Consider the following 20,490-nt stretch of genomic DNA (forward strand, 5'->3'; position numbering starts at 1 on the left):
CAAAGACTGAAGATTAGCACTTTTTATTAACAGAGAACGTTCATCTTGCTGAAAGAACGGATAAAAAGCTAAACTGTGACCCCTTTACCAGATAATAACCGCATCGCGAGCGTTATTCGTAGCAGGCAAAAGGTGGTACCGTGCTAATTCAGAGCGCCCTTGATTTTATTCAAGGGCGTCTTTTTATTAAAAAGGATGATTAAATGAGAGTTCAAAAACCTAAGGGAACAGTTGATATTCTCCCTGATCAATCAGGGTCTTGGGAAAAAGTAGAACAAATTTTACGTGATTTCTTCAAAAGAGCAAATTACCGTGAAATTAGAACCCCTAGTTTTGAAAACTATGAAGTATTTTCACGTTCTAGCGGTGAAACGTCTGATGTAGTTGAAAAAGAAATGTATGATTTTAATGATAAGGGTGGCAGACATATTGCTCTAAGACCTGAAGGAACTGCGGGTGTGGTTCGTGCATATGTTGAAGATAAATTATATGCACCCGAAATGGTCAAGCCACTCAATGTTTATTATCTTGAATCAACATTCCGTTATGAACGGCCACAAGCGGGCCGCCAACGTGAATTTCACCAAATTGGAATTGAAAGTTTTGGTTCCAAAAATCCATTGGCTGATGTTGAAACAATTGTTTTGGCTCATGATTTACTGGCAGAACTTGGGGTTAAAAATTACGAATTACACATTAATACCTTGGGTAATGCTCAGGTTCGAAAAGATTATCATGATGCATTAGTTAACTACTTTAGACCATTAAAAGAGCAATTATCGGATGACTCTAAGCGTCGTTTGGAAAAGAATCCATTGCGGATTTTAGACTCTAAAGATGAACAAGATAAACAATTTTTACCAAATGCCCCTAAAATAATTGATTATCTTAATGATGATGCAAGAAAGAATTTTGACCAAATTACCCAAATGCTTGATCAGCTCGGCATTTCATATACAATCGATAATGATTTGGTTCGCGGGTTGGACTATTATTCAGGAATTATCTTTGAATTCATGGTTGAAGATCCTAGTTTATGGGAATCTGCTACTACAATCTTAGGTGGGGGACGCTACGATAATCTAGTTGAAGAATTTGATGGTCCGGCAACTCCAGCTGTAGGATTTGGTATTGGTGAAGAGCGTTTGATGCTAGTTTTACAAAAGCAGAATCCAACTCTTTTTGCCGACCAAGGAATCGACTTTTTCATTACCAATATTGGTGACGGAACGGAAATTAAAGCGGTTGAAATAGCGCGCTCTTTACGTAATCAAGGATTTAAGGCCCAATATGATGTTGACCAAAAGAAACTTAAGGCACAGTTTAAAAAGGCCGACCGTGTGCATGCCCAGTTTGTAATCACGTTAGGTGCCAAGGAACTTGCTAACGGAATTTTGAATGTTAAAAGATTAAGTGATGGTAAAACATTAGAATTAAACTTGACCGATGTCGACAATATCAAAGAAGTCATAAAGAAATTAAAGGATTAAACAAAATGGAAAAAAGAACGAATTACTGTGGCAACATTACTGCCAAATATATTGATCAAGAGGTTAACCTATATGGTTGGGTTCAACGTGTTCGTAACTTGGGAAACCTAGTTTTTATTGATCTGCGCGATCGTGAAGGCATTGTCCAAGTTGTGATTAACCATGATTCAGGAAAAGAATTGATGGCAATTGCTGATTCACTGGGTAATGAATACGTTATTCAAGTAAAAGGCAAGGTTGTTAAGCGTTCAAGTGTTAACCCCGAAATGAAGACTGGTGAAGTTGAAGTTGACGCTAGCGAAATTAATATTTTAAATAAGTCACAAAACCCTCCATTTGAAATTAAAGACAATATTGAGGTTGGGGAGCAGACTCGGCTGAAATACCGTTATCTGGATTTGCGTCGGCCTAATTTGCAAAAAGCAATAATTTTGCGGTCTAAAATTTTGCAAGCTACTCATGAGTATTTTGACGAAAACGGCTTTATTAATATTGAGACACCAGTTTTAGGTAAATCCTCACCTGAGGGAGCCCGTGACTATCTAGTACCTTCACGTATTTACCCTGGTAGTTTTTATGCTTTACCGCAATCACCACAATTGTTCAAACAATTATTGATGGGAGCAGGCTTTGATAAGTATTATCAATTAGCAAGATGTTTCAGAGACGAGGATTTGCGTGGAGATCGTCAACCCGAATTTACGCAAATTGATATGGAAACATCTTTCACCGATGAACAGCAAGTACAAGACTATACTGAAGGACTTCTTAAAAAGATTATGAAGGATGTAATGGGCATTGACTTGAAGACGCCGATTGCACGAATTTCTTGGACGGATTCAATGAATAATTACGGAACAGATAAGCCTGATACCCGTTTTGAAATGCTTATTCATGATTTAAGTCCTATTTTCAAGGATAGCGACTTTAAAGTTTTCTCAGGTGCAATTGCTGATGGTGGTTTTGTAAAGGGAATTGCTGTTAAGGATGGTGCTAAGGCATATTCACGCAAGCAAATTGAAAAGAAGCAAGAATATATCAAGCGCTTCCATGCAAAGGGTCTTGCCTGGGTTAAATATGAAAATAATGAATTTTCCGGTCCAGTTGCACGCTTTTTAACTACTACGAACCAAGAACAACTTATTAATGAGTTCCAACTCGAAGGTGGCGAGTTATTAGTCTTTGTGGCTGATAAATGGAAAGTTTGTTGTGACTCACTTGACCATTTACGGCGTGAATTTGCTAAGGAAACTGGAATTATTCCTAAACATGAATTTGATTTTGTTTGGGTAGTTGATTGGCCACTATTTGAATACGATGAAGGTATTGGTAGATGGATTGCTGCTCACCACCCATTTACGATGCCCGATGATGAGGGAATTAAGCTACTTGATACCGATCCACATAAAGCGCATGCTCGCAGTTATGATATCGTTATGAATGGTGATGAACTTGGTGGTGGCTCAATCCGTATTCATAAACGTTCAATTCAAGAAAAAATGTTCAAAGCTTTAGGATTTACCAAGAAACGTGCCTATGAACAATTCGGCTACTTACTCGAAGCTTTAGATATGGGATTCCCTCCACATGCAGGTTTGGCGATTGGCTTAGATCGGTTTGCAATGCTTTTAGCAGAAAAAGACAATATTCGAGATGTACTGGCCTTTCCAAAGAATGCCAATGCTTCCGAGCCAATGATGCATGCTCCAGCTCCAGTAGCCGATCAGCAATTAGCTGATTTAGGAATTGAAGTTGAGGAACAATACCAAGAAAGTGTAGCTAAAACTGACGCCAACTTGCAAGAGCAGGCCGTTAAGGATTATGCTGCCCATTCAACTTGGGAAGAAGATTAAATAAAAAAGATGGAGCAAAAAAGCTTCATCTTTTTATTTTTTAGAAAACATTGTAATTTTAATTGAGGAAAAATTATGTCGCAGAAATATCATCGTGCCTTTGGCTGTTATGGAATAATTGGTAATTCAAATGAATTAGTTGTTATCAGAAAAAATGCCGGACCTTACATTAATCGCTATGACTTACCAGGAGGCAGCTTAGAAGATGGGGAAGAATTAGCTAAAGCCGTTGTTCGTGAAGTTAAGGAAGAAACTGGGCTTGAGGCTCTTCATTTTGACCAAATCGGAGTCACTTCCTTTAGGTATCCGTGGGATTATCAGGAGTGGCATTATAACCAACATATTTGCGTGTTTTATCGGATTACGTCCTTTACAGGAAAACTGCAGAAAAGCGTAGAGCAATTTGCTGGGCAAGATTCACTTGGCGCAGTCAAAGTTCCTTTGGCTAAAATTAATATTCAAAATTCTTCGCCACTTGTTTTAAAGGCAAAAGAATACTTACTTAGACCAAATGAATTTAGTTTACAGGATCAAACTTATACTGATTGGCAAATACTGCAAAAACCGCTATTTTAATAAAAAGGGCAGCTAGTAAAACTAGCTGCCCTTTTTTGGTTATTATTTACTTAAATTATTTAAGAAATCTAATGCTGCATCATAATTAGGTTCATTAGTCATTTCATGAATTAGTTCTTGGTAAAGAACTTTGTTGTCAGCATCAACGATCCAAATACTTCTTGCATCAATTCCAGCAGATTCAACAAAAAGTCCCATCTTCTCACCGAAATCATGACTTTCATCTGACAAAAGTTCCATGTTCTCAACATCTTCGGCAGCACACCAATCTTTTTGTTCAGCTGGCGTGTTTGTTGAAACAGTGTAGAAATTAATGTTTTGATACTTGTCAACTTCACCATTAAAGCGCTTAGTAGAAATGCTGCAAACGCTAGTGTTGATATTAGGCACAACACTAATCAAAGTAGGTTGGTTGATTAGCTCACTCATTTTAACAATTGTACCATCAGCTTTTTTAACTTCAAAGTCTGGTAAATTAGCGCCGACAACAGGTGGTTGACCATTAGTTGTTAAAGGTTCATTTTTCATTGTAATTTTCATTCTTTTTAACCCTTTTCTGATATAAAATAACAATAATACCTTTCTAGTTTAAACTAGAAAGCCTTTAAACCCCAAACGATACGCACTTTAATTATTTAAAGTATCTTTGACGTATTCACTGATCCTAGAAACAGCTAATTTTAGATTTTCATCTGAAGAGGCATAAGAAAGACGAACAAAGCCTTGTCCACCTTTACCAAAGTAGCTTCCTGGAACAACACCAACTTTAGCTTTAACAGCTAAATCTTTAGCAAAAGCAACATCATCTTGGCCAAATTTGTCTGGTATTTGCGCAAAAACATAAAAAGCACCTTCGGGAGTAGCCATTTTGAACCCATTTTTCTCAAGTCCAGTTTGAACAATATGCAATCTTCTTTCATAAATTGCCCGAGCTTCTACATAATCTTGCTCACCATTTTCTAATGCTTCAGCTGCTCCGATTTGAACATTATCGGTTACGGAAGTAATCATAAACGAATTTACTTTAATAATTGTTTTCATAATTTCGCTAGGAGCGGCAATGTAGCCAATTCGCCAACCTGTCATGGCAAAGTTCTTTGATAGACCTGATAACAAAATAGTCCGTTCAGGAATAATTTGTGCTAAGGAATAATGCTTTTTATGGCCATATATTAACTCTGCGTAAATTTCATCACTTAAAGCGAATAAGTTATAGTCACAAATGACTTCAGCTAAAGCTGTTAGTTCTTCTTTAGAATAAACACGACCAGTAGGATTGGACGGATCCGTCATAATGATGGCCTTGGCACCTTTGCCCTCATTTTCCAACGTGTCACGCAACATTTCTGGAGAAAGAATAAAATTATTAGCGGAAGTATCGACTTGAACTGCAATTCCACCAGCCATTTCAATAATGCCAAAATAAACGCCCCATACGGGAGTAGGGACAATAATTTTATCACCCGGATTAATAATCGACATTATTGAAACATTTAGTGCTTCTGAAACACCAACAGTCGCACAGATTTCCCCTTTTGGATCGTAGGAAACACCTAAACTATCATTTAAATATTTGCTAACCGCATTTAAATATTCTTCTTTTCCTGCTTCTGGTGCGTAATGAGAATCATCCCGGGCAATATCATCCATTGCCGCTTTCTTAATATGTTCCGGGGTTTTTAAATCAGGTTCACCGACAGTAAGCTTGATGATTCCTGGAATTTGCGAGATATCTTGGCTAAATGCACGAATTTCGGATTTTGGTAATTTACTAATTTTCTGATTAATCGTTTTAGATAAACTTTTTGCTAAAGTTGGCATAAAAAAAACCTTTCTAGAATTTTTGTACAGGTACAATTATAACCCAGTATTTGCTTGGCGGATATTTAAATTAATGTTAATTTATTGAGCTCTTGATGAGGTTATTAAAAGAAACTTTGGTATAGTTAAGTAAAGAAGGTGAAAATATGGACAAAACAAAGAAAAACGCAAGGTTAAAAGATTTAACCAAAGATCAATATGAAGTAACGCAGCATGCTGCTACCGACTATCCTTTTAAAGGTAAATATGATGATTTTTACCAAAAGGGGATATACGTTGATATTGTGTCAGGTGAGCCACTATTTTCAAGTGAGGATAAATACGACGCGGGTTGTGGCTGGCCTAGTTTTACAAAGCCAATTGAAAAACTGGTATATCATCGTGATCAGTCAATGGGCATGGAAAGGACCGAAGTTAAAAGTCCTGATGCCGATTCTCATCTAGGACATGTTTTTAATGATGGACCAGCCGATCAAGGCGGATTAAGATATTGCATTAATTCGTCGGCTTTAGATTTTATTCCTTATGACCAACTTGATGAAAAGGGTTATGGCGAATTTAAAAAAATCTTTAAATAATAAAAATTATGTAAAATAAAAGCACACCTCGTTTGAGGTGTGCTTTTTGGTTAGACAATTTCCTGCTCTTTAAAACTGCCATATACGCGTTCAACTTCGGTAACACTCATGAAAGCGTATGGATCACTCTTTTTGACGATTTGTAAAATATCATACATATCGTAACGATCGATAACAGTTATTAAAACCTTTTTTTCGCTGTGACTGTATGCACCTTCGACATCATGAAAAATGGTAATCCCACGATGCATTTTTTCTTGAATACCATCAATGATTGCTTGTGGTTGATCCGTCACGATAGTAACTTGCAATTTTTGGTGCTGCGTATAGATTGCATCAATCACGCGCCCATTAATAAAAATGGTTAAAGCCGAATAGAGTGCTCGATTCCAGCCAAAAGCAAAACCAGCAGCGGCAATAATAACTAGGTTAATTAAAATGCTGACTTTACCATAGCTTGCACCAGTTTTTCTTCTAATAACAATACCAATAATATCCAAGCCACCAGTTGAAATACCGTTTTTTAAAGCAAAGCCGGTTCCTAAGCCGTTAATCATGCCACCAAATATTGCACAAACTAACGGGTCAACGTGCATGTTAACGGGTTGAATGACGTGCATCATAATTGAGCCCAAAATAACGGTAACCACAGTGAAGAAGGTAAATTTATGCCCGATTTTAAACCATGCCAATAATAGAATAGGAAGATTTAAGGCAAAGTACATTTCAGAAGTAGAAAGCGTAACCGGTAAAAACCGCTCACTTAACGTATTAATCAATTGAGCAAAACCGGTAATTCCAGACGAATACATATGCCCAGGTCCCCAAAAAAAGTTAAGGGCAACGGCAACCGTTAAAGAATAAAAAAATGAGGCGGAAATCTTTGATAACAAACTATAACGCCGATTAAATTTATCGAGTTGATCCATTTATATTTTTCCTTTTTGCAAAATAGGTGTGAGTAAATTTTCTAGCTCTGCATTATACCAAAAAAGCAATCAGTCGTTAAACTGATTGCCTTTGGATTCAAATAAATTGTTTTAAAATACAATATCAAAACAAAAGTATCAATATTATACTAAGATTTTTAAATATAAAAAGATAATAATAAAACTTAGTACATGGTTAAGATAACTTGTCAACATAGAGTTATCTCAACCACAATAATATTAACATTAAACTAAACAAAATAACAAGTGTTTTGGCAATAAAATTAATTGTTTTTCCAATGTTTTTTGATAAATTCTTCGCGACCACCAGATTCTTCTAATTGATATCTTAACGGGTTCTTTTTATAAAAATCTTGATGATAATCTTCAGCAGGGTAGAAAGGTTTTGCTGGCTCGATTGCTGTAACAATTGGAGCACCAAATCTACCGCTATTTTGTAATTCTTGTTTGGATTTTTCAGCAGCAGCTTTTTGACTTGAAGAATTATAAAAAATTACTGGACGATAATTAGCCCCGCGATCCTGAAATTGACCAGAGGCATCGGTTGGATCCGTTACTTGCCAATAGTAGTCTAATAGCTTTTCATAGGGCATTACTTGGGGATCAAAAGTAATTTCAACAGCTTCTGTGTGTCCAGTCGTTCCACTGACTACTTGTTCATAGGTTGGGTTTTCTACTGTGCCACCTGTGTAACCAGAAACCACTTTTTTAATTCCAGGTAAAGAATCAAATGGCTTAACCATACACCAAAAACATCCACCTGCAAAAATTGCAGTATCTAAATTTGACTTATCAGAATTTATTTCTGTCATCTTTTGTCCACCTTCTCGTAAAATTTAACACATATAACTAAGTGCTTTAAAGTAAGTCTAATTCAGACCTGAGATAACTGCAATTAATCGAACTCTTCCAAGGTTATCTGCTAGATAATATAATTACTAATCTTCAATCCCTAAATGTTTTAAAATTAGTGCTGCCGTTTCTTCTATTGAGCGGTGAGCCACGTTAATGACATAGCATCCCAACTTGTCATATAGCTTTTTAGCAGAATCAAGCTCAGCTTTAATAGCATCGGTATTCGAATAAGTAGTATCTGGGTTTAATCCGTACGAAATCATTCGTTGGCGCCGAATTTCATTTAAAACCGACAGGTCATTAGTTAAACCAATTATTTTCTTAGGATCAACTTTATATATTTCCTTTGGAATATGCGTGTCGGGAACTAGGGGCAAGTTTGCGACTTTTAAGTTCTTGTTAGCTAAAAACAATGATAATGGGGTTTTAGAGGTTCGTGAGACTCCTAGTAAGACCACATCAGCTTCAAGAAAGCCTTTTGGATCTTTGCCATCATCGTACATTACTGCAAATTCCATCGCCGAAATACGGTCAAAATATTTTTGGTTCATTTTATGCTGGGCACCAATTTTCATTTGCGGCCGCATACCGGTAGTTTTTTGAATTGCTTCCATTGCAGGGGAGAGAACGTCAACGCTCTCAATATGATGCTCACGCACGAACCGTATTACTGGAATTTGCATTTCATCCTTAGCCAAACTGTAGATAATAATTAAATTAGGGTAATTTTCTACCTCTTGGAAAGTTTCCTCTAATTTTTCTTTATTAATGATAAATGGGTAACGCCGATAATTAATTTGTGCATCAGGAAACTGTGCAGCTGCAGCAACAGCATTGTTAAAAGCAGTATCACCAGCCGAATCCGAAATAATTACTATGTTAACTTCTTTTTTTGGTGTTTCTTCAACCATTATTAGCTCCTTTTTTTCTCTAATTATACAATTTAAGCACCCTCATTAACAGATTTGAAATAAAAAATAGTCTGACGCACAAATTTTTTTGAAAAATATTGTACGTATGTATTGACCGATTAATATGGTTTGATATAATTTATATAAATGCATGACGGTTACGTCAAGAAATGGAAGGAGGGATCACATATGGCCAAGACAGTCGTTCACGAAAACGAGTCTATTGATGATGCTCTTCGTCGTTTTAAACGTTCCGTTTCAAGAAGTGGTACTTTGCAAGAATATCGTAAGCGCGAATTCTATGAAAAACCTAGTGTCCGCAGAAAGCTGAAATCAGAAGCAGCTCGGAAGCGTAGACATTATTAATGGATTTGAAAAGACACCTATCAATTGTGGTAGGTGTCTTTTTTAACATTAGTTATTTTTTTGCCAATCTAGTCCAGGAATTTGGTATAATTTATCTAGGTTTTAATTAGAAAGAGGGAGTTACTTTGAGTTTATCTGAACAAATTATGTCTGATATGAAAGAAGCAATGAAGGCACGTGATAAAGTGAAGCTTAACACTGTGCGAATGATTAAGTCTGCTTTAATGAATGAAAAGATTAAAGTAGGACATGAATTGAATTCCGATGAGGAACTAACCGTTCTTAACCGCGAAAAAAAGCAGCGTGAAGAATCAATTGCCGAATTTGCCAAAGCTAATCGTGATGACTTAGCTGATGAAACTAAAAAAGAACTGGCTGTTGTTGAGAGTTACTTGCCAAAGCAGCTTTCCGATGATGAATTAAGCGAAATAGTTACTTCAACAATTAAAGAAGTTGGTGCTACTGGAAAAGCAGATTTTGGTAAAGTAATGAAAGCAGTGATGCCAAAAATCAAGGGTAGAGCCGACGGTAAAGCAGCTTCTGACGCGGTACGCAGCCAGCTTGGTTAATTAAGAAAAGGAGCATGGATATTTGGTTCAAACCACTTTTATTCCAAAAAATCCAGAAAACATTCAAAAGCTTGTTGGGGTTAATGATAGCAACCTAACTCTTTTAGCCGAAGGCTATGATATTAATGTTACGGATACTGGCAATGAAATTATTATTGAAGGTGCTAATCAAGACGCTAATACTAAGAAAGTATTGTCTGTTTTAAAGGCACTTGATAATGTTGTCAGTGCCAATATTAATATCGGAGCTCCCGATGTCGTCAGTGCGATGAAAATGGCTGACAAAGGAACAACAGAGTATTTTCCTGACCTGTATAAAAAGATTTTAATTCGTGATGCTAAAGGCAAACCGATTAGAGTCAAAAATATGGGACAAAAGAAGTACGTTGAAGCAATCGCCAAAAATGATGTTGTATTTGGTATCGGACCTGCTGGTACTGGTAAAACATTTTTGGCTGTTGTTTGTGCAATAGCAGCTTTTAAAAAAGGTGAGGTTTCTAGGATAGTTCTTACTAGGCCTGCTGTCGAAGCTGGCGAGTCACTGGGATTTTTGCCTGGCGATTTAAAAGAAAAAGTTGATCCGTATTTGCGACCAATCTATGATTCTCTATATTCCATATTGGGAACAAACACAACTGATCATTTGATGGAGCGCGGAGTAATTGAAGTTGCCCCCTTAGCCTATATGCGAGGACGGACTCTGGATGATGCTTTTGTAATTCTAGACGAAGCACAAAACACCACCGATGCGCAGATGAAAATGTTTCTAACTCGGTTAGGCTTTAATTCCAAAATGATAGTTAATGGTGATATGACCCAGGTAGATTTACCTGGACGTCAACGTAGCGGATTAATTGACGCGCAACACATTTTGAAGGGAATTGAACAGATTAAATTTATTCAGTTTTCCGCTAATGACGTTGTTCGTCACCCAGTAGTGGCCAAAATTATCAATGCTTATGAAAAGGAAGATGAACGAAATTAATGACACCAATCGAAATCACTTACAATGATGAAGTCGGTTTTTTAGAAAATAACGACCAAAATTGGCAAGATTGGATTGCTAAACTTCTTTTACTTGCTAAAAATGAAATTGGCAAGAAAAATAATTTGGAAATGAGCATTAATTTCGTTGACGAAGAACATAGTCAAAAAATTAATGCCGAGTATCGTGAAAAAGATCGGCCAACGGATGTCATTTCTTTTGCAATTGAAGATGGCGATGACATGCTTGATTTTGCTGCTTTTGCTGCTGATCCAACTTTTCAAGAGGATATTGGCGATTTATTTATGTGTCCAAGTGTCATAAAGCGTCATAGTGAAGAATATGGTACTGGTTGGGAACGTGAATTTGGCTACACACTAGTCCATGGCTTTTTACATTTAAACGGCTACGATCATATTGATCCAAAAGAGGCTAAAGAAATGTTTGGGATTCAAGGTAAAGTTTTGGAAGACTATGGTTTACCGCTTTATCCTGATCAATTAGATAAAGGCAGAGGAAAATAATGTCTGAAGAAAAGAAAAATAAATCTGGTTTTGTTGCGTTACTTGGTCGTCCCAATGTTGGTAAATCGACTCTAATGAATTTTTTAGTTGGACAAAAAGTAGCAATTACTTCTAATAAGCCGCAAACTACGCGAAATAAAATATCCGGCATATATACCACCAACGATATGCAAGTTGTTTTTGTCGATACGCCTGGAATTTTTAAGCCTCATGTTGAGTTAGATGATTACATGGATAAAGCCAGTGTCTCTAGTTTAAATGAGGTCGATTTAATTTTATTTATGGTTGAACCTGAAAAAATGGGTAAGGGTGACCAGTACATTATTGAATTATTGAAAAAGGTTACGGTACCCGTATTTTTAGTGATTAACAAGGTCGATCAGGTTAACCCTAATGAATTATTGCCGATCATTGATGACTATCGTCAATTAGGAATTTTCAAGGAATACCTGCCGATTTCTGCTACGCAAGGTATTGGTATTACGGATTTAAATAAAGTTCTTTATGACTATTTGCCAGAAGGTCCTGCGTATTATGATCCTGATCAAATTACTGATCGCCCAGAATACTTTATGGTGGCAGAGTTGATCCGAGAGCAAATCTTGCAGCTTACTGCTGAAGAAGTACCTCATGCTGCAGCTGTTTGGGTTGAACAGATGAATAAGCATGAAAATAATAAACTCCAAATTGAAGCAACTATTTACGTCGAAAAAAGCGGCCAAAAAGGAATTATTATTGGTAAAAATGGCAGTATGCTTAAGAAGATTGGTATTAATTCACGTAAGCAAATTGAAGACTTACTTGGCGAAAAGGTAAACTTACATCTTTGGGTAAAAGTTCAACGTAACTGGCGCTCTGATCCAAGATTTTTGAAACAAATTGGGTATAACACCAAGGATTTAACTTAAAATGGCGCGCGAACTGAAAGAAGTTCAAGGAATTATTTTTAAACGACAAAAATTTCATGAAGCTGATTTACTAGCTAAAATCGTGACGCAAAAAAATGGCATTATTACGATGATTGCTCGAGGAGCGTTAAGGCCAAAATCAAAATTAGGGGCAAGTCTGCTTAATTTTTCATATGGTACTTACGTCATCTATTCTTCTGGTCAAGGATTAAGTAACTTACGGACGTATAAGAATGTTAAGCAATTTGATGGCATTTTTAATGATTTAACCAAAAATGCTTATGCTTCATTTATTTTAGATTTAGCCGACCACGCTTTTATTGAATACCAAAACATTGGTAAATATTACGATTTGCTTTTTTATGCTCTTCAAAAAATTGATGCTGGAACAGACCCTGAAATGATCACTCAAATGGTGCAAATGCAGCTATTAGCCGCTTATGGAGTTGCACCAGAACTGCGGCACTGTGTAATTTGCGGCAAGGAGCAAGGTGAATTCGATTATTCAATTAAACAGGGTGGCATCTTATGCAGTCAGCACTTTTACGTAGATTCTGCCCGTCTTCATTTATTACCGAAAGAAACTGCCATTTTGCGTACAATTGCTCTTTTACCTTTTGAGCGTTTGGGAACAGTAAAAATTAATTCTGCTACCAAGAAAGCTACACGTAAAGCAATCGACCGCATTTACCAAGAAACGATTGACCTTAATTTAAAAACAAAAAAATTCCTTGATGAGTTGAATTTATCCATGTAAAGCTTTAGGTTAAATTGTTATTATGGTAAAATATTAGTGTGTTTTGATAAAGATGAGGATCAGAGAAAGTACCAGTAAAGCGAGTGTCGGACGGTGCAAGGACATCTGGGAAAAGGCACCTCTAGTCAATCTAATTAAGAGCAGGGAATAATTATTAATTTTCCTGAATTAGGGTGGAACCGCGATTTAATCGTCCCTATGCAAGTTTTGCATAGGCTTTTTTTATGGCCTAATGCAGGGAGGAACTGAAATGGCAAAGAAAAAACTGACAATTCAAAATATGATTTTTAAACTTGAAGAATTTTGGTCTTCAAAGGGCTGTATGGTTATGCCATCATACGATGTTGAAAAAGGGGCAGGAACGATGAGCCCGTATACATTCTTACGAGCTGTGGGACCAGAACCTTGGGCTGCTTGTTACGTTGAGCCTTCAAGACGCCCAGCTGATGGCCGTTATGGAGATAATCCCAATCGGCTTTTCCAACACCACCAATTTCAAGTGGTCATTAAACCTGCTCCAACCGATATTCAGCAATATTATCTTGATAGCTTAAAAGTTTTAGGCATTAATCCGCTTGAACACGATATCAGGTTTGTCGAGGATAACTGGGAGAATCCATCAATGGGTTGTGCCGGTGTCGGTTGGGAAGTTTGGCTAGACGGAATGGAAGTAAGCCAATTTACTTATTTCCAAACGGTCGGTGAACTTGACGTAAAACCAACGATGAGTGAAATCACTTATGGTGTTGAACGATTAGCTTCCTATATTCAAGACGTTAACTCTGTTTTTGACTTGGAATGGGGTAACGGAGTTTACTATCGTGATATCTTTAAAGAAGCCGAGTATGAAAATTCAAAATATGCCTTTGAAGAATCTAATCAAGAAGATTTATTGAAATTCTTTGATGTCTACGAAAGAACTGCTAAAGAACTAATTGGGTTAAACCTAGTTCAACCAGCTTACGACTACATCTTGAAATGTTCACACACTTTTAACTTACTTGATGCACGCGGAGCAGTTTCTGTTACTGAACGTGCTGGTTATTTAGCAAGAATTAGAAGTATGGCACATGAAATAGCTACCTGCTTTGTAGAAGAGCGTGAAAAGAGAGGCTTTCCTTTGTTAAAGAATGCAGAAGATAAGAATGCGGGGCTTGAAGATGACTAAAGATTATTTATTTGAAATCGGTACTGAGGAAATGCCTGCGCACGTTGTTTCGCGTAGCGTTAAGCAACTTGCCGAAAGAACCGAAAAATTCTTAAAAGAAAATGGTTTAAAATTCAAAAATGTTAAAACTTTTTCTACTCCTCGTCGACTCACAATCTTAGTTGAAGAATTAGCTGAAAAGCAAGATGATATCGATGAGATAAAAAAAGGGCCAGCCAAAAAGATTGCCTTGGATAAAGATAAAAATTGGACGAAAGCGGCTGAAGGTTTTGCGCGTGGCCAAGGAATGTCAACTGACGATATCTACTTCGAAGAACTTAAGGGAACCGAGTATGCATACGTTCACGTTCAAAAAGAAGGTAAAAAAGCAGCTGATATCCTTTTAGGCATGAGCGACATTATCAAAGCAATGACCTTCCCGACTAAAATGCGGTGGGATTCACACGACTTTGAATTTGTTCGTCCAATTCACTGGTTAGTTTCCTTATTTGGTAGCGATGTTATTCCTGTCAAAATTTTAGATATTACAGCTGGTCGTAAAACAGAGGGGCACCGCTTCTTGGGTGACTCGGTGGTGCTTGCAAACACTGCTGATTATGAGGATGCTTTGAAAGATCAATTTGTAATCGTTGATGCAAAAAAACGTAAAGAAATGATTGTTGATCAAATGAATCAGCTGGTTAAAGAAAATAATTGGCAAATCAAAATGGACCAAAATCTGTTAGAAGAGGTTACAAATCTAGTTGAATATCCAACTGTTTTTGCCGGTTCATTTGACAAAAAATATTTAGAAATGCCACAAGAAGTCTTAATTACTTCAATGAAAGATAATCAGCGCTATTTTGAAGTGTATGATCAAGACAGTCATTTAATCAACCACTTTATTTCTGTCAGAAATGGTAATAAAGACTACTTAGAAAATGTTGTTTCTGGTAATGAAAAAGTGTTGGTTGCTCGTTTAGATGATGCCCAATTCTTTTATGATGAAGACCGCAAATACCCGTTGAGTCATTTTGTAAATAAATTAAAGAACGTTTCTTTCCATGATAAGATTGGCTCAATGGCAGAAAAAACTGTCCGGGTTCGGATCATTGGTGATTTGCTTGCTAAACGGTGGAAGTTAGACGAACAAACGATTAAGGATTTTGATCGGGCAAGTGAACTGTATAAATTTGACTTAGTAACCCAAATGGTTGGTGAATTTGCTGAGCTTCAGGGAATTATGGGGATGCATTACGCTAAACTTGCTGGTGAAAAAGATGATGTTGCCGTTGCAATCAAGGAACATTACATGCCGACAACTTCCGAAGGTGAATTACCTGAAACTACAGTTGGCTCCTTATTGTCAGTTGCAGATAAGCTTGATACCATCATCACCTTTTTTGCCGTTGGCATGATTCCAAGTTCTTCAAATGATCCATATGCTCTTCGTCGTTATGCTTATGGTATCGTACGAATTTTGTTGAAGCAAAAATGGTCTCTGCCGTTTAAAGAAGTTTTACCAGAAATTGTTAGTGCTCTTGATGGTAAGACTCCAGCTAAATTACCAAAAACAGCTGAGCAAGACGAAGAAATTGCAGCCTTTATCCGTGATCGAATTAAGCAATATTTGCAGAGAAATAACTTTAAGTACGACATTATTGATGCAGTTCTTGCTTCCAGCCAACAAGATCCAATTCAGATCTTAGCAGCTGCTAATGTTTTGCAACTGCACCATGATGATGATAAATTTAAACCAGTGGTTGAAAGTCTAATCAGAATTAAGAATATTCTGAAAAAAGCCAAGTACAAAGGTAAGAATGCAGTTAATCCCGATTTATTTGCTAATGAGAGCGAGCAAGAATTATATGCTGGCGTTAATGCACTAAAAGATATTTCTAACTTAACTGATTTGTATGACGGTTTTGTTAAATTACAACCAGTTATTGACCGCTACTTTGAGACTAATATGATTTTAGATAAAAACGAAGAAATTAAAAATAACCGGTTAAACCAATTAAGTGCAGTTGCTGAATTAGCCGATAACTTGGGTGATTTGAGTAAATTAGTAATTAAATAAATAGATTAAAAAAGCGGGTGAAAAAATGGCTGGCTTAATACCTGAGGAAACCATTGCCAAAGTTCGCGATAATGTTAATATTGTTAACGTGATTAGCCAGTATGTTTCTCTTGAAAAGAAAGGAAAAGATTATGTCGGTCTATGTCCTTTTCATGAAGAAAAAACGCCTTCTTTTACCGTTAATGAGGGAAAGCAATTTTTTAAGTGCTTTGGTTGTGGCAAAGGTGGCAATGTTTTTACCTTTTTAATGGAAAAGGAAAACCTGACTTTTCCTGAAAGTGTTCAAAAGGTAGCTGAGATTGCTCATATTGATGTTGGTGAGTTTACCAACAAAACACCAAAATATTCCAACATTTTAATTAAAATAAATGAGGAAGCAGCGGATTTTTATCATCGCGTTTTGTTGTCAACCAATGCAGGTAAACGGGGATTAGATTATGCCCATCAACGTGGACTAACTGAAGAAATTATTGATCATTTTCGGATTGGGTATGCACCAAAGCAAAATAATCTGCTCTTAACTTACCTTCGAGGACATGATTATCAAGATCAGGATTTAATTGCGAGCGGCTTATTTGTTCAGGCACAAAGTGGGGAACTATTCGACCGTTTTCGTGACCGCTTAATGTTTACCTTAACAAATGAGGGCGACTATGCAGTTGGTTTTTCTGGTAGAAGGCTATCTAATGATAAAACCGAAGCCAAGTACATGAATAGTCCGGAAACAAAGGTTTTTGAAAAATCAAACGTACTTTTTCATTTTGCTGAAGCCAAAAAAGCAGCAAGAGCTGAAGGACATTTAGTATTATACGAAGGATACATGGATGTAATTGCTGCCTATCAAGCTGGTGTTAAATCAGGAATTGCTTCTATGGGGACAAGCCTAACCGAGCAGCAGGTTTACATGCTTAAGCGCATTACCAAAAACATTATCATCAATTACGATGGTGATGATCCTGGAGTTCATGCTGAAGAACGTGCTACTAAGCTATTTGAAAAAGCAGGTGGTTTTAATCTCGGAGTCGTCGTTCTTCCCGAAAAGTTAGATCCAGATGAGTATGTCAAAAAATACGGTGTAGAAAAATATCGTGACGAAATCAAAGGCGCTTTAACGCCAACCGATTTTTACTTAAAGCGGCTGGCAAAAAAATATAATTTGAGTAACGATCGCGAAAAATTATTATATTTAGATGAAGCGGTTCGAGAGATTGCACAATTATCTAATCCAGTAGAACAAGACCTCTATTTAGAAAAAATTGCACGGCAGCAACGAGTCTCGCTTGATTCTTTAAAAGTAAATTTAATTAAATATCGCCGGCAGTTTAATGCCGCTCAGCAACATAAAGGTAATCAGAGTATGGTGAGCACTGAACGGGATGCGCCACCTGAAATAGTAGCTGATACTTCACCAGCTAATGATCCGGTACAAACAAGACTTTTATATTTATTTATTCATTCAGAACATGCTCGTGATTACTTACTGGAAAATAAGTTTTTATTTCCAGATCAAAATTACCAAAAATTAGCGGAATTATGGTTAAATTTTAGTGAAACCCAAGAAAAACCGACAGTGAATAGTTTTTTAAATTTTATTCCTGGTCAACTTCAAGGTATAATAGTAAATGCTGAAATGACAGACATGCCACAGGATTTTTCTGATCGTGAACTTAGTGAGCAAATTCATGCACTGCAAATGCGGCAAGTAAATGATGAACTGCATGATTTGATGAATAATCTTCAGGATGCCAAGCGCAAAATGGACTCTGATGAAATTATTGCAATCACACAAAAGATTTTACAATTAAAAAGAATCCAGGGTCAAAGGGGGGCTTACAGTGGTAGAAAAGAAAAGCACTAGCAAAAATGAACAACCATCTTTAGATAAAGTCGTTAGAGATGTTGTTAAAGCTGTAAAAAAGGTAAAATCAATTACAGAAAATGAATTTGTTGATCGTCTAGTTAAGCCCTATAAACTGCGGGGCAAAGCAGTGGATCAATTAGTTCAAGAATTCGAAGACAACGGCATTAGCATTGTAGACGATAAAGGTGAACCATCTAAACTAGCTCTGAAAAAGCAAAAGGATGTTGAGAAAGCTGAACTGAAGGATATGTCTGCACCATCTAGTGTTAGAATGAATGATCCGGTTCGGATGTATTTAAAGGAGATCGGTCGTGTTCCGCTTTTAAATGCTGATCAAGAAATTGCTTTGGCCAAAAGAATTGAAAAAGGCGATGAAGAGGCAAAACAAGAATTAGCTGAAGCTAACCTTCGTTTAGTTGTTTCAATCGCTAAGCGCTATGTTGGTCGTGGAATGTCGTTTCTTGACTTAATTCAAGAAGGTAACATGGGGTTGATGAAGGCCGTCGATAAGTTTGATTATAGCCTTGGGTTCAAATTCTCAACCTATGCTACTTGGTGGATTAGGCAGGCAATTACCCGTGCGATTGCTGATCAAGCTAGAACTATCAGAATTCCTGTTCATATGGTTGAAACCATCAATAAACTGATTAGAATTCAAAGACAACTACTTCAAGACTTAGGACGTGAACCGACTCCTGAAGAAATTGGTGCAGAAATGGATATGCCGACAAGTAAAGTGCGTGACATCCTAAAGATTGCCCAAGAACCAGTTTCTCTTGAAACTCCTATTGGTGAAGAAGACGATTCTCATTTAGGTGATTTCATCAAGGATAAAGATGCCACTAGTCCTGAGCAGCATGCTTCGTATGAAATGCTGAAAGAACAACTTGAAGAGGTCTTGGACACTTTGACTGATCGTGAAGAAAATGTTTTACGATTACGTTTTGGTCTTGATGATGGTCGGACCAGAACTTTAGAAGAAGTTGGTAAAGTCTTTGGTGTAACCAGGGAACGAATTAGGCAGATTGAAGCAAAGGCTTTGCGGAAATTACGTCATCCAAGTCGTTCTAACCAATTACGCGACTTCTTGGACTAAGACTGATTAAATTAATGTGTTAAAGTGATATTTTCTCTTAACAAGGAAATATCACTTTTTTGTTTACCAGAATATTTGATTCTCCTTGATTTAAATAAAAAATTTTATCAAGTAAAAATAGGGGGAGGGACTGTATAAAAAATGTGAAATTAGAATTAATTTCACCAGTTCATAATATAGGAGTATTTAACTGGCCATTAAAGACTATTGCTACTCATGACAGACACTTTGCTAAAAATGTAGTTGGTCATTTTACAAGATAGCCTGTTTGTCGCTTACAGATAACCATGAATGACACTATGCTTTTAATCTAATGCTAATCACAAAAAAACACTAGTAAATACTTGAAGCTAACCCCTAAAACTGGACGTTAGTTTTATATCATTTTATTTAAGGCTTAATTCCGATATTGAATCGGAGTTAAGCCTTTTAATTTGTGCCGAATTCTATCTTCATTGTAATAACTTATCCATTCTTTCATAGCCTTAACCAATTGTTTCTTAGTATCAAAGTGATGTGTAAAATAATTCATTTCAACTTTCATAATGTGAAAGAAACTTTCCATAGCTGCATTATCATGACATGTAGCTCTTCGTGACATGCTTTGAAATACTTTATGTTTTCGTAAAGCATGTCGATATGGATTAGATTGATATTGAATTCCTTGATCACTATGGATTGTCATTCGATAATTTAATAGCTTTGGTCTTGCAGTAAACACTCCCTCTAATCCTTCTAGAACATATCTTATTAATGGACGATCGGTGATCGTATAACTAATAATTTCACCGCTGAATAAGTCCTTAAATGGCGATAAATATACACGATCACGGATAGTCATGTTCCCATATCTAAATTCACTAATATCAGTTACGACCTTTTGATATGGTCTATCAGTCTTAAACTTTTGATGGAACCGATTCTTAGCTTTCTTATTTTGTGGACCCTTTGAAGAATCATATTTACTGGCTCTCAGAGTATCAGTTACAGGCCAGTATCCATAACTGGCATGATGCTTCTTTATCATTTTGATAATTGAAACAAGTGCTTTATCACTGATCAGCTTCTTTTTTGGATAAGGATGGTACTCGAATGTACTTTTAGACAAACTTGTGTAGGGTAATATTTCTTTTAATTTAAAGCCAAATTCTTGCCTTAGTTCA

The 20,490-nt window shown here is 36.6% G+C and carries 20 protein-coding genes; 14 read left to right on the plus strand and 6 right to left on the minus strand.

The features are described 5' to 3' along the window. Nucleotides 1-203 precede the first annotated feature (203 nt). The 3 genes from hisS to J3U54_RS06810 all read left to right on the plus strand — a co-directional run bounded on the left by hisS (nucleotide 204) and on the right by J3U54_RS06810 (nucleotide 3,919). Complete coding sequence (hisS, locus tag J3U54_RS06800; RefSeq protein WP_103751671.1) at nucleotides 204-1,490, plus strand: histidine--tRNA ligase; 1,287 nt, start codon at nucleotides 204-206, stop codon at nucleotides 1,488-1,490. Nucleotides 1,491-1,495: 5 nt separating this feature from the next. Further along, entirely contained in the window at nucleotides 1,496-3,343 is a 1,848-nt protein-coding gene (gene aspS / locus J3U54_RS06805; RefSeq protein WP_267385549.1) for an aspartate--tRNA ligase, read from the plus strand. A gap of 75 nt (nucleotides 3,344-3,418) precedes the next feature. After that, entirely contained in the window at nucleotides 3,419-3,919 is a 501-nt protein-coding gene (locus tag J3U54_RS06810; protein ID WP_267385550.1) for an NUDIX hydrolase, read from the plus strand. A 42-nt stretch (nucleotides 3,920-3,961) separates the two neighbouring features. Here J3U54_RS06810 and tpx read toward each other — a convergent pair whose 3' ends face one another. Further along, nucleotides 3,962-4,459, minus strand: a complete 498-nt coding sequence (gene tpx / locus J3U54_RS06815) for a thiol peroxidase (RefSeq protein WP_103751668.1) — start codon at nucleotides 4,457-4,459, stop codon at nucleotides 3,962-3,964. A gap of 87 nt (nucleotides 4,460-4,546) precedes the next feature. Further along, entirely contained in the window at nucleotides 4,547-5,740 is a 1,194-nt protein-coding gene (locus tag J3U54_RS06820; RefSeq protein ID WP_220232001.1) for an aminotransferase class I/II-fold pyridoxal phosphate-dependent enzyme, read from the minus strand. 146 nt (nucleotides 5,741-5,886) lie between these two features. Here J3U54_RS06820 and msrB point away from each other — a divergent pair, with 146 nt between their 5' ends. Continuing rightward, a complete protein-coding gene (msrB, locus tag J3U54_RS06825; RefSeq protein WP_267385551.1) occupies nucleotides 5,887-6,318 on the plus strand; it encodes a peptide-methionine (R)-S-oxide reductase MsrB in 432 nt (143 codons plus the stop codon). Nucleotides 6,319-6,368: 50 nt separating this feature from the next. On the opposite strand, the gene J3U54_RS06830 is transcribed toward msrB, so the two are convergent. The 3 genes from J3U54_RS06830 to J3U54_RS06840 all read right to left on the minus strand — a co-directional run bounded on the left by J3U54_RS06830 (nucleotide 6,369) and on the right by J3U54_RS06840 (nucleotide 9,034). Then, nucleotides 6,369-7,247 (minus strand): YitT family protein, encoded by an 879-nt coding sequence (locus tag J3U54_RS06830; RefSeq protein WP_103751665.1) that lies wholly within the window; start codon nucleotides 7,245-7,247, stop codon nucleotides 6,369-6,371. Between the two features lie 284 nt (nucleotides 7,248-7,531). Beyond that, complete coding sequence (msrA, locus tag J3U54_RS06835) at nucleotides 7,532-8,080, minus strand: peptide-methionine (S)-S-oxide reductase MsrA (protein ID WP_103751664.1); 549 nt, start codon at nucleotides 8,078-8,080, stop codon at nucleotides 7,532-7,534. Between the two features lie 126 nt (nucleotides 8,081-8,206). Next, a complete protein-coding gene (locus J3U54_RS06840; RefSeq protein ID WP_103751663.1) occupies nucleotides 8,207-9,034 on the minus strand; it encodes a pyruvate, water dikinase regulatory protein in 828 nt (275 codons plus the stop codon). Nucleotides 9,035-9,223: 189 nt separating this feature from the next. On the opposite strand from J3U54_RS06840, the gene rpsU reads away from it, so the two are divergent. From rpsU to rpoD, 10 genes are all read left to right on the plus strand, one after another. Continuing rightward, the gene (gene rpsU, locus J3U54_RS06845; RefSeq protein ID WP_009560161.1) at nucleotides 9,224-9,400 is read left to right on the plus strand and encodes a 30S ribosomal protein S21; all 177 of its coding nucleotides are present in this window, start codon (nucleotides 9,224-9,226) and stop codon (nucleotides 9,398-9,400) included. 125 nt (nucleotides 9,401-9,525) lie between these two features. After that, on the plus strand, nucleotides 9,526-9,969 hold the full coding sequence (locus J3U54_RS06850) for a GatB/YqeY domain-containing protein (RefSeq protein ID WP_103751662.1): 444 nt from the start codon (nucleotides 9,526-9,528) through the stop codon (nucleotides 9,967-9,969). Nucleotides 9,970-9,991: 22 nt separating this feature from the next. Further along, entirely contained in the window at nucleotides 9,992-10,954 is a 963-nt protein-coding gene (locus tag J3U54_RS06855; RefSeq protein ID WP_103751661.1) for a PhoH family protein, read from the plus strand. Further along, a complete protein-coding gene (gene ybeY, locus J3U54_RS06860; RefSeq protein WP_103751660.1) occupies nucleotides 10,954-11,478 on the plus strand; it encodes an rRNA maturation RNase YbeY in 525 nt (174 codons plus the stop codon). Before J3U54_RS06855 ends, ybeY begins: the two co-directional genes overlap by 1 nt. Further along, the gene (gene era, locus J3U54_RS06865) at nucleotides 11,478-12,386 is read left to right on the plus strand and encodes a GTPase Era (RefSeq protein ID WP_267385552.1); all 909 of its coding nucleotides are present in this window, start codon (nucleotides 11,478-11,480) and stop codon (nucleotides 12,384-12,386) included. Before ybeY ends, era begins: the two co-directional genes overlap by 1 nt. Nucleotide 12,387: 1 nt before the next feature. Next, on the plus strand, nucleotides 12,388-13,143 hold the full coding sequence (gene recO / locus J3U54_RS06870; RefSeq protein ID WP_267385554.1) for a DNA repair protein RecO: 756 nt from the start codon (nucleotides 12,388-12,390) through the stop codon (nucleotides 13,141-13,143). A 250-nt stretch (nucleotides 13,144-13,393) separates the two neighbouring features. Beyond that, nucleotides 13,394-14,311, plus strand: a complete 918-nt coding sequence (gene glyQ / locus J3U54_RS06875; protein WP_220219692.1) for a glycine--tRNA ligase subunit alpha — start codon at nucleotides 13,394-13,396, stop codon at nucleotides 14,309-14,311. After that, complete coding sequence (gene glyS, locus J3U54_RS06880; protein WP_267385555.1) at nucleotides 14,304-16,370, plus strand: glycine--tRNA ligase subunit beta; 2,067 nt, start codon at nucleotides 14,304-14,306, stop codon at nucleotides 16,368-16,370. Before glyQ ends, glyS begins: the two co-directional genes overlap by 8 nt. Before the next feature lie 25 nt (nucleotides 16,371-16,395). Then, a complete protein-coding gene (gene dnaG, locus J3U54_RS06885) occupies nucleotides 16,396-18,228 on the plus strand; it encodes a DNA primase (RefSeq protein ID WP_267385556.1) in 1,833 nt (610 codons plus the stop codon). Beyond that, nucleotides 18,206-19,327 carry an RNA polymerase sigma factor RpoD gene (gene rpoD, locus J3U54_RS06890; protein WP_103751655.1) on the plus strand — a complete coding sequence of 374 codons (1,122 nt, stop codon included), beginning with the start codon at nucleotides 18,206-18,208 and terminating at the stop codon, nucleotides 19,325-19,327. The genes dnaG and rpoD overlap by 23 nt, the downstream gene beginning before the upstream one ends. A gap of 397 nt (nucleotides 19,328-19,724) precedes the next feature. On the opposite strand, the gene J3U54_RS06895 is transcribed toward rpoD, so the two are convergent. Continuing rightward, the coding region (locus J3U54_RS06895; protein WP_267385557.1) for an IS3 family transposase at nucleotides 19,725-20,490 on the minus strand (766 nt) is incomplete at its 5' end.

Origin of the sequence: Lactobacillus sp. B4007 (assembly GCF_026535895.1) — a bacterium.
GTDB classification, from domain to species: Bacteria; Bacillota; Bacilli; order Lactobacillales; family Lactobacillaceae; genus Lactobacillus; species Lactobacillus panisapium.

Coding starts and splice junctions, on each gene's coding strand:
- J3U54_RS06810 (WP_267385550.1), top strand. CDS start 3,419: ATGTCGCAGAAATATCATCGTGCCTTTGGCTGTTATGGAATAATTGGT.
- J3U54_RS06820 (WP_220232001.1), bottom strand. CDS start 5,740: ATGCCAACTTTAGCAAAAAGTTTATCTAAAACGATTAATCAGAAAATT.
- tpx (WP_103751668.1), bottom strand. CDS start 4,459: ATGAAAATTACAATGAAAAATGAACCTTTAACAACTAATGGTCAACCA.
- era (WP_267385552.1), top strand. CDS start 11,478: ATGTCTGAAGAAAAGAAAAATAAATCTGGTTTTGTTGCGTTACTTGGT.
- J3U54_RS06840 (WP_103751663.1), bottom strand. CDS start 9,034: ATGGTTGAAGAAACACCAAAAAAAGAAGTTAACATAGTAATTATTTCG.
- aspS (WP_267385549.1), top strand. CDS start 1,496: ATGGAAAAAAGAACGAATTACTGTGGCAACATTACTGCCAAATATATT.
- recO (WP_267385554.1), top strand. CDS start 12,388: ATGGCGCGCGAACTGAAAGAAGTTCAAGGAATTATTTTTAAACGACAA.
- msrA (WP_103751664.1), bottom strand. CDS start 8,080: ATGACAGAAATAAATTCTGATAAGTCAAATTTAGATACTGCAATTTTT.
- hisS (WP_103751671.1), top strand. CDS start 204: ATGAGAGTTCAAAAACCTAAGGGAACAGTTGATATTCTCCCTGATCAA.
- J3U54_RS06830 (WP_103751665.1), bottom strand. CDS start 7,247: ATGGATCAACTCGATAAATTTAATCGGCGTTATAGTTTGTTATCAAAG.
- ybeY (WP_103751660.1), top strand. CDS start 10,954: ATGACACCAATCGAAATCACTTACAATGATGAAGTCGGTTTTTTAGAA.
- glyQ (WP_220219692.1), top strand. CDS start 13,394: ATGGCAAAGAAAAAACTGACAATTCAAAATATGATTTTTAAACTTGAA.
- glyS (WP_267385555.1), top strand. CDS start 14,304: ATGACTAAAGATTATTTATTTGAAATCGGTACTGAGGAAATGCCTGCG.
- dnaG (WP_267385556.1), top strand. CDS start 16,396: ATGGCTGGCTTAATACCTGAGGAAACCATTGCCAAAGTTCGCGATAAT.
- rpsU (WP_009560161.1), top strand. CDS start 9,224: ATGGCCAAGACAGTCGTTCACGAAAACGAGTCTATTGATGATGCTCTT.
- msrB (WP_267385551.1), top strand. CDS start 5,887: ATGGACAAAACAAAGAAAAACGCAAGGTTAAAAGATTTAACCAAAGAT.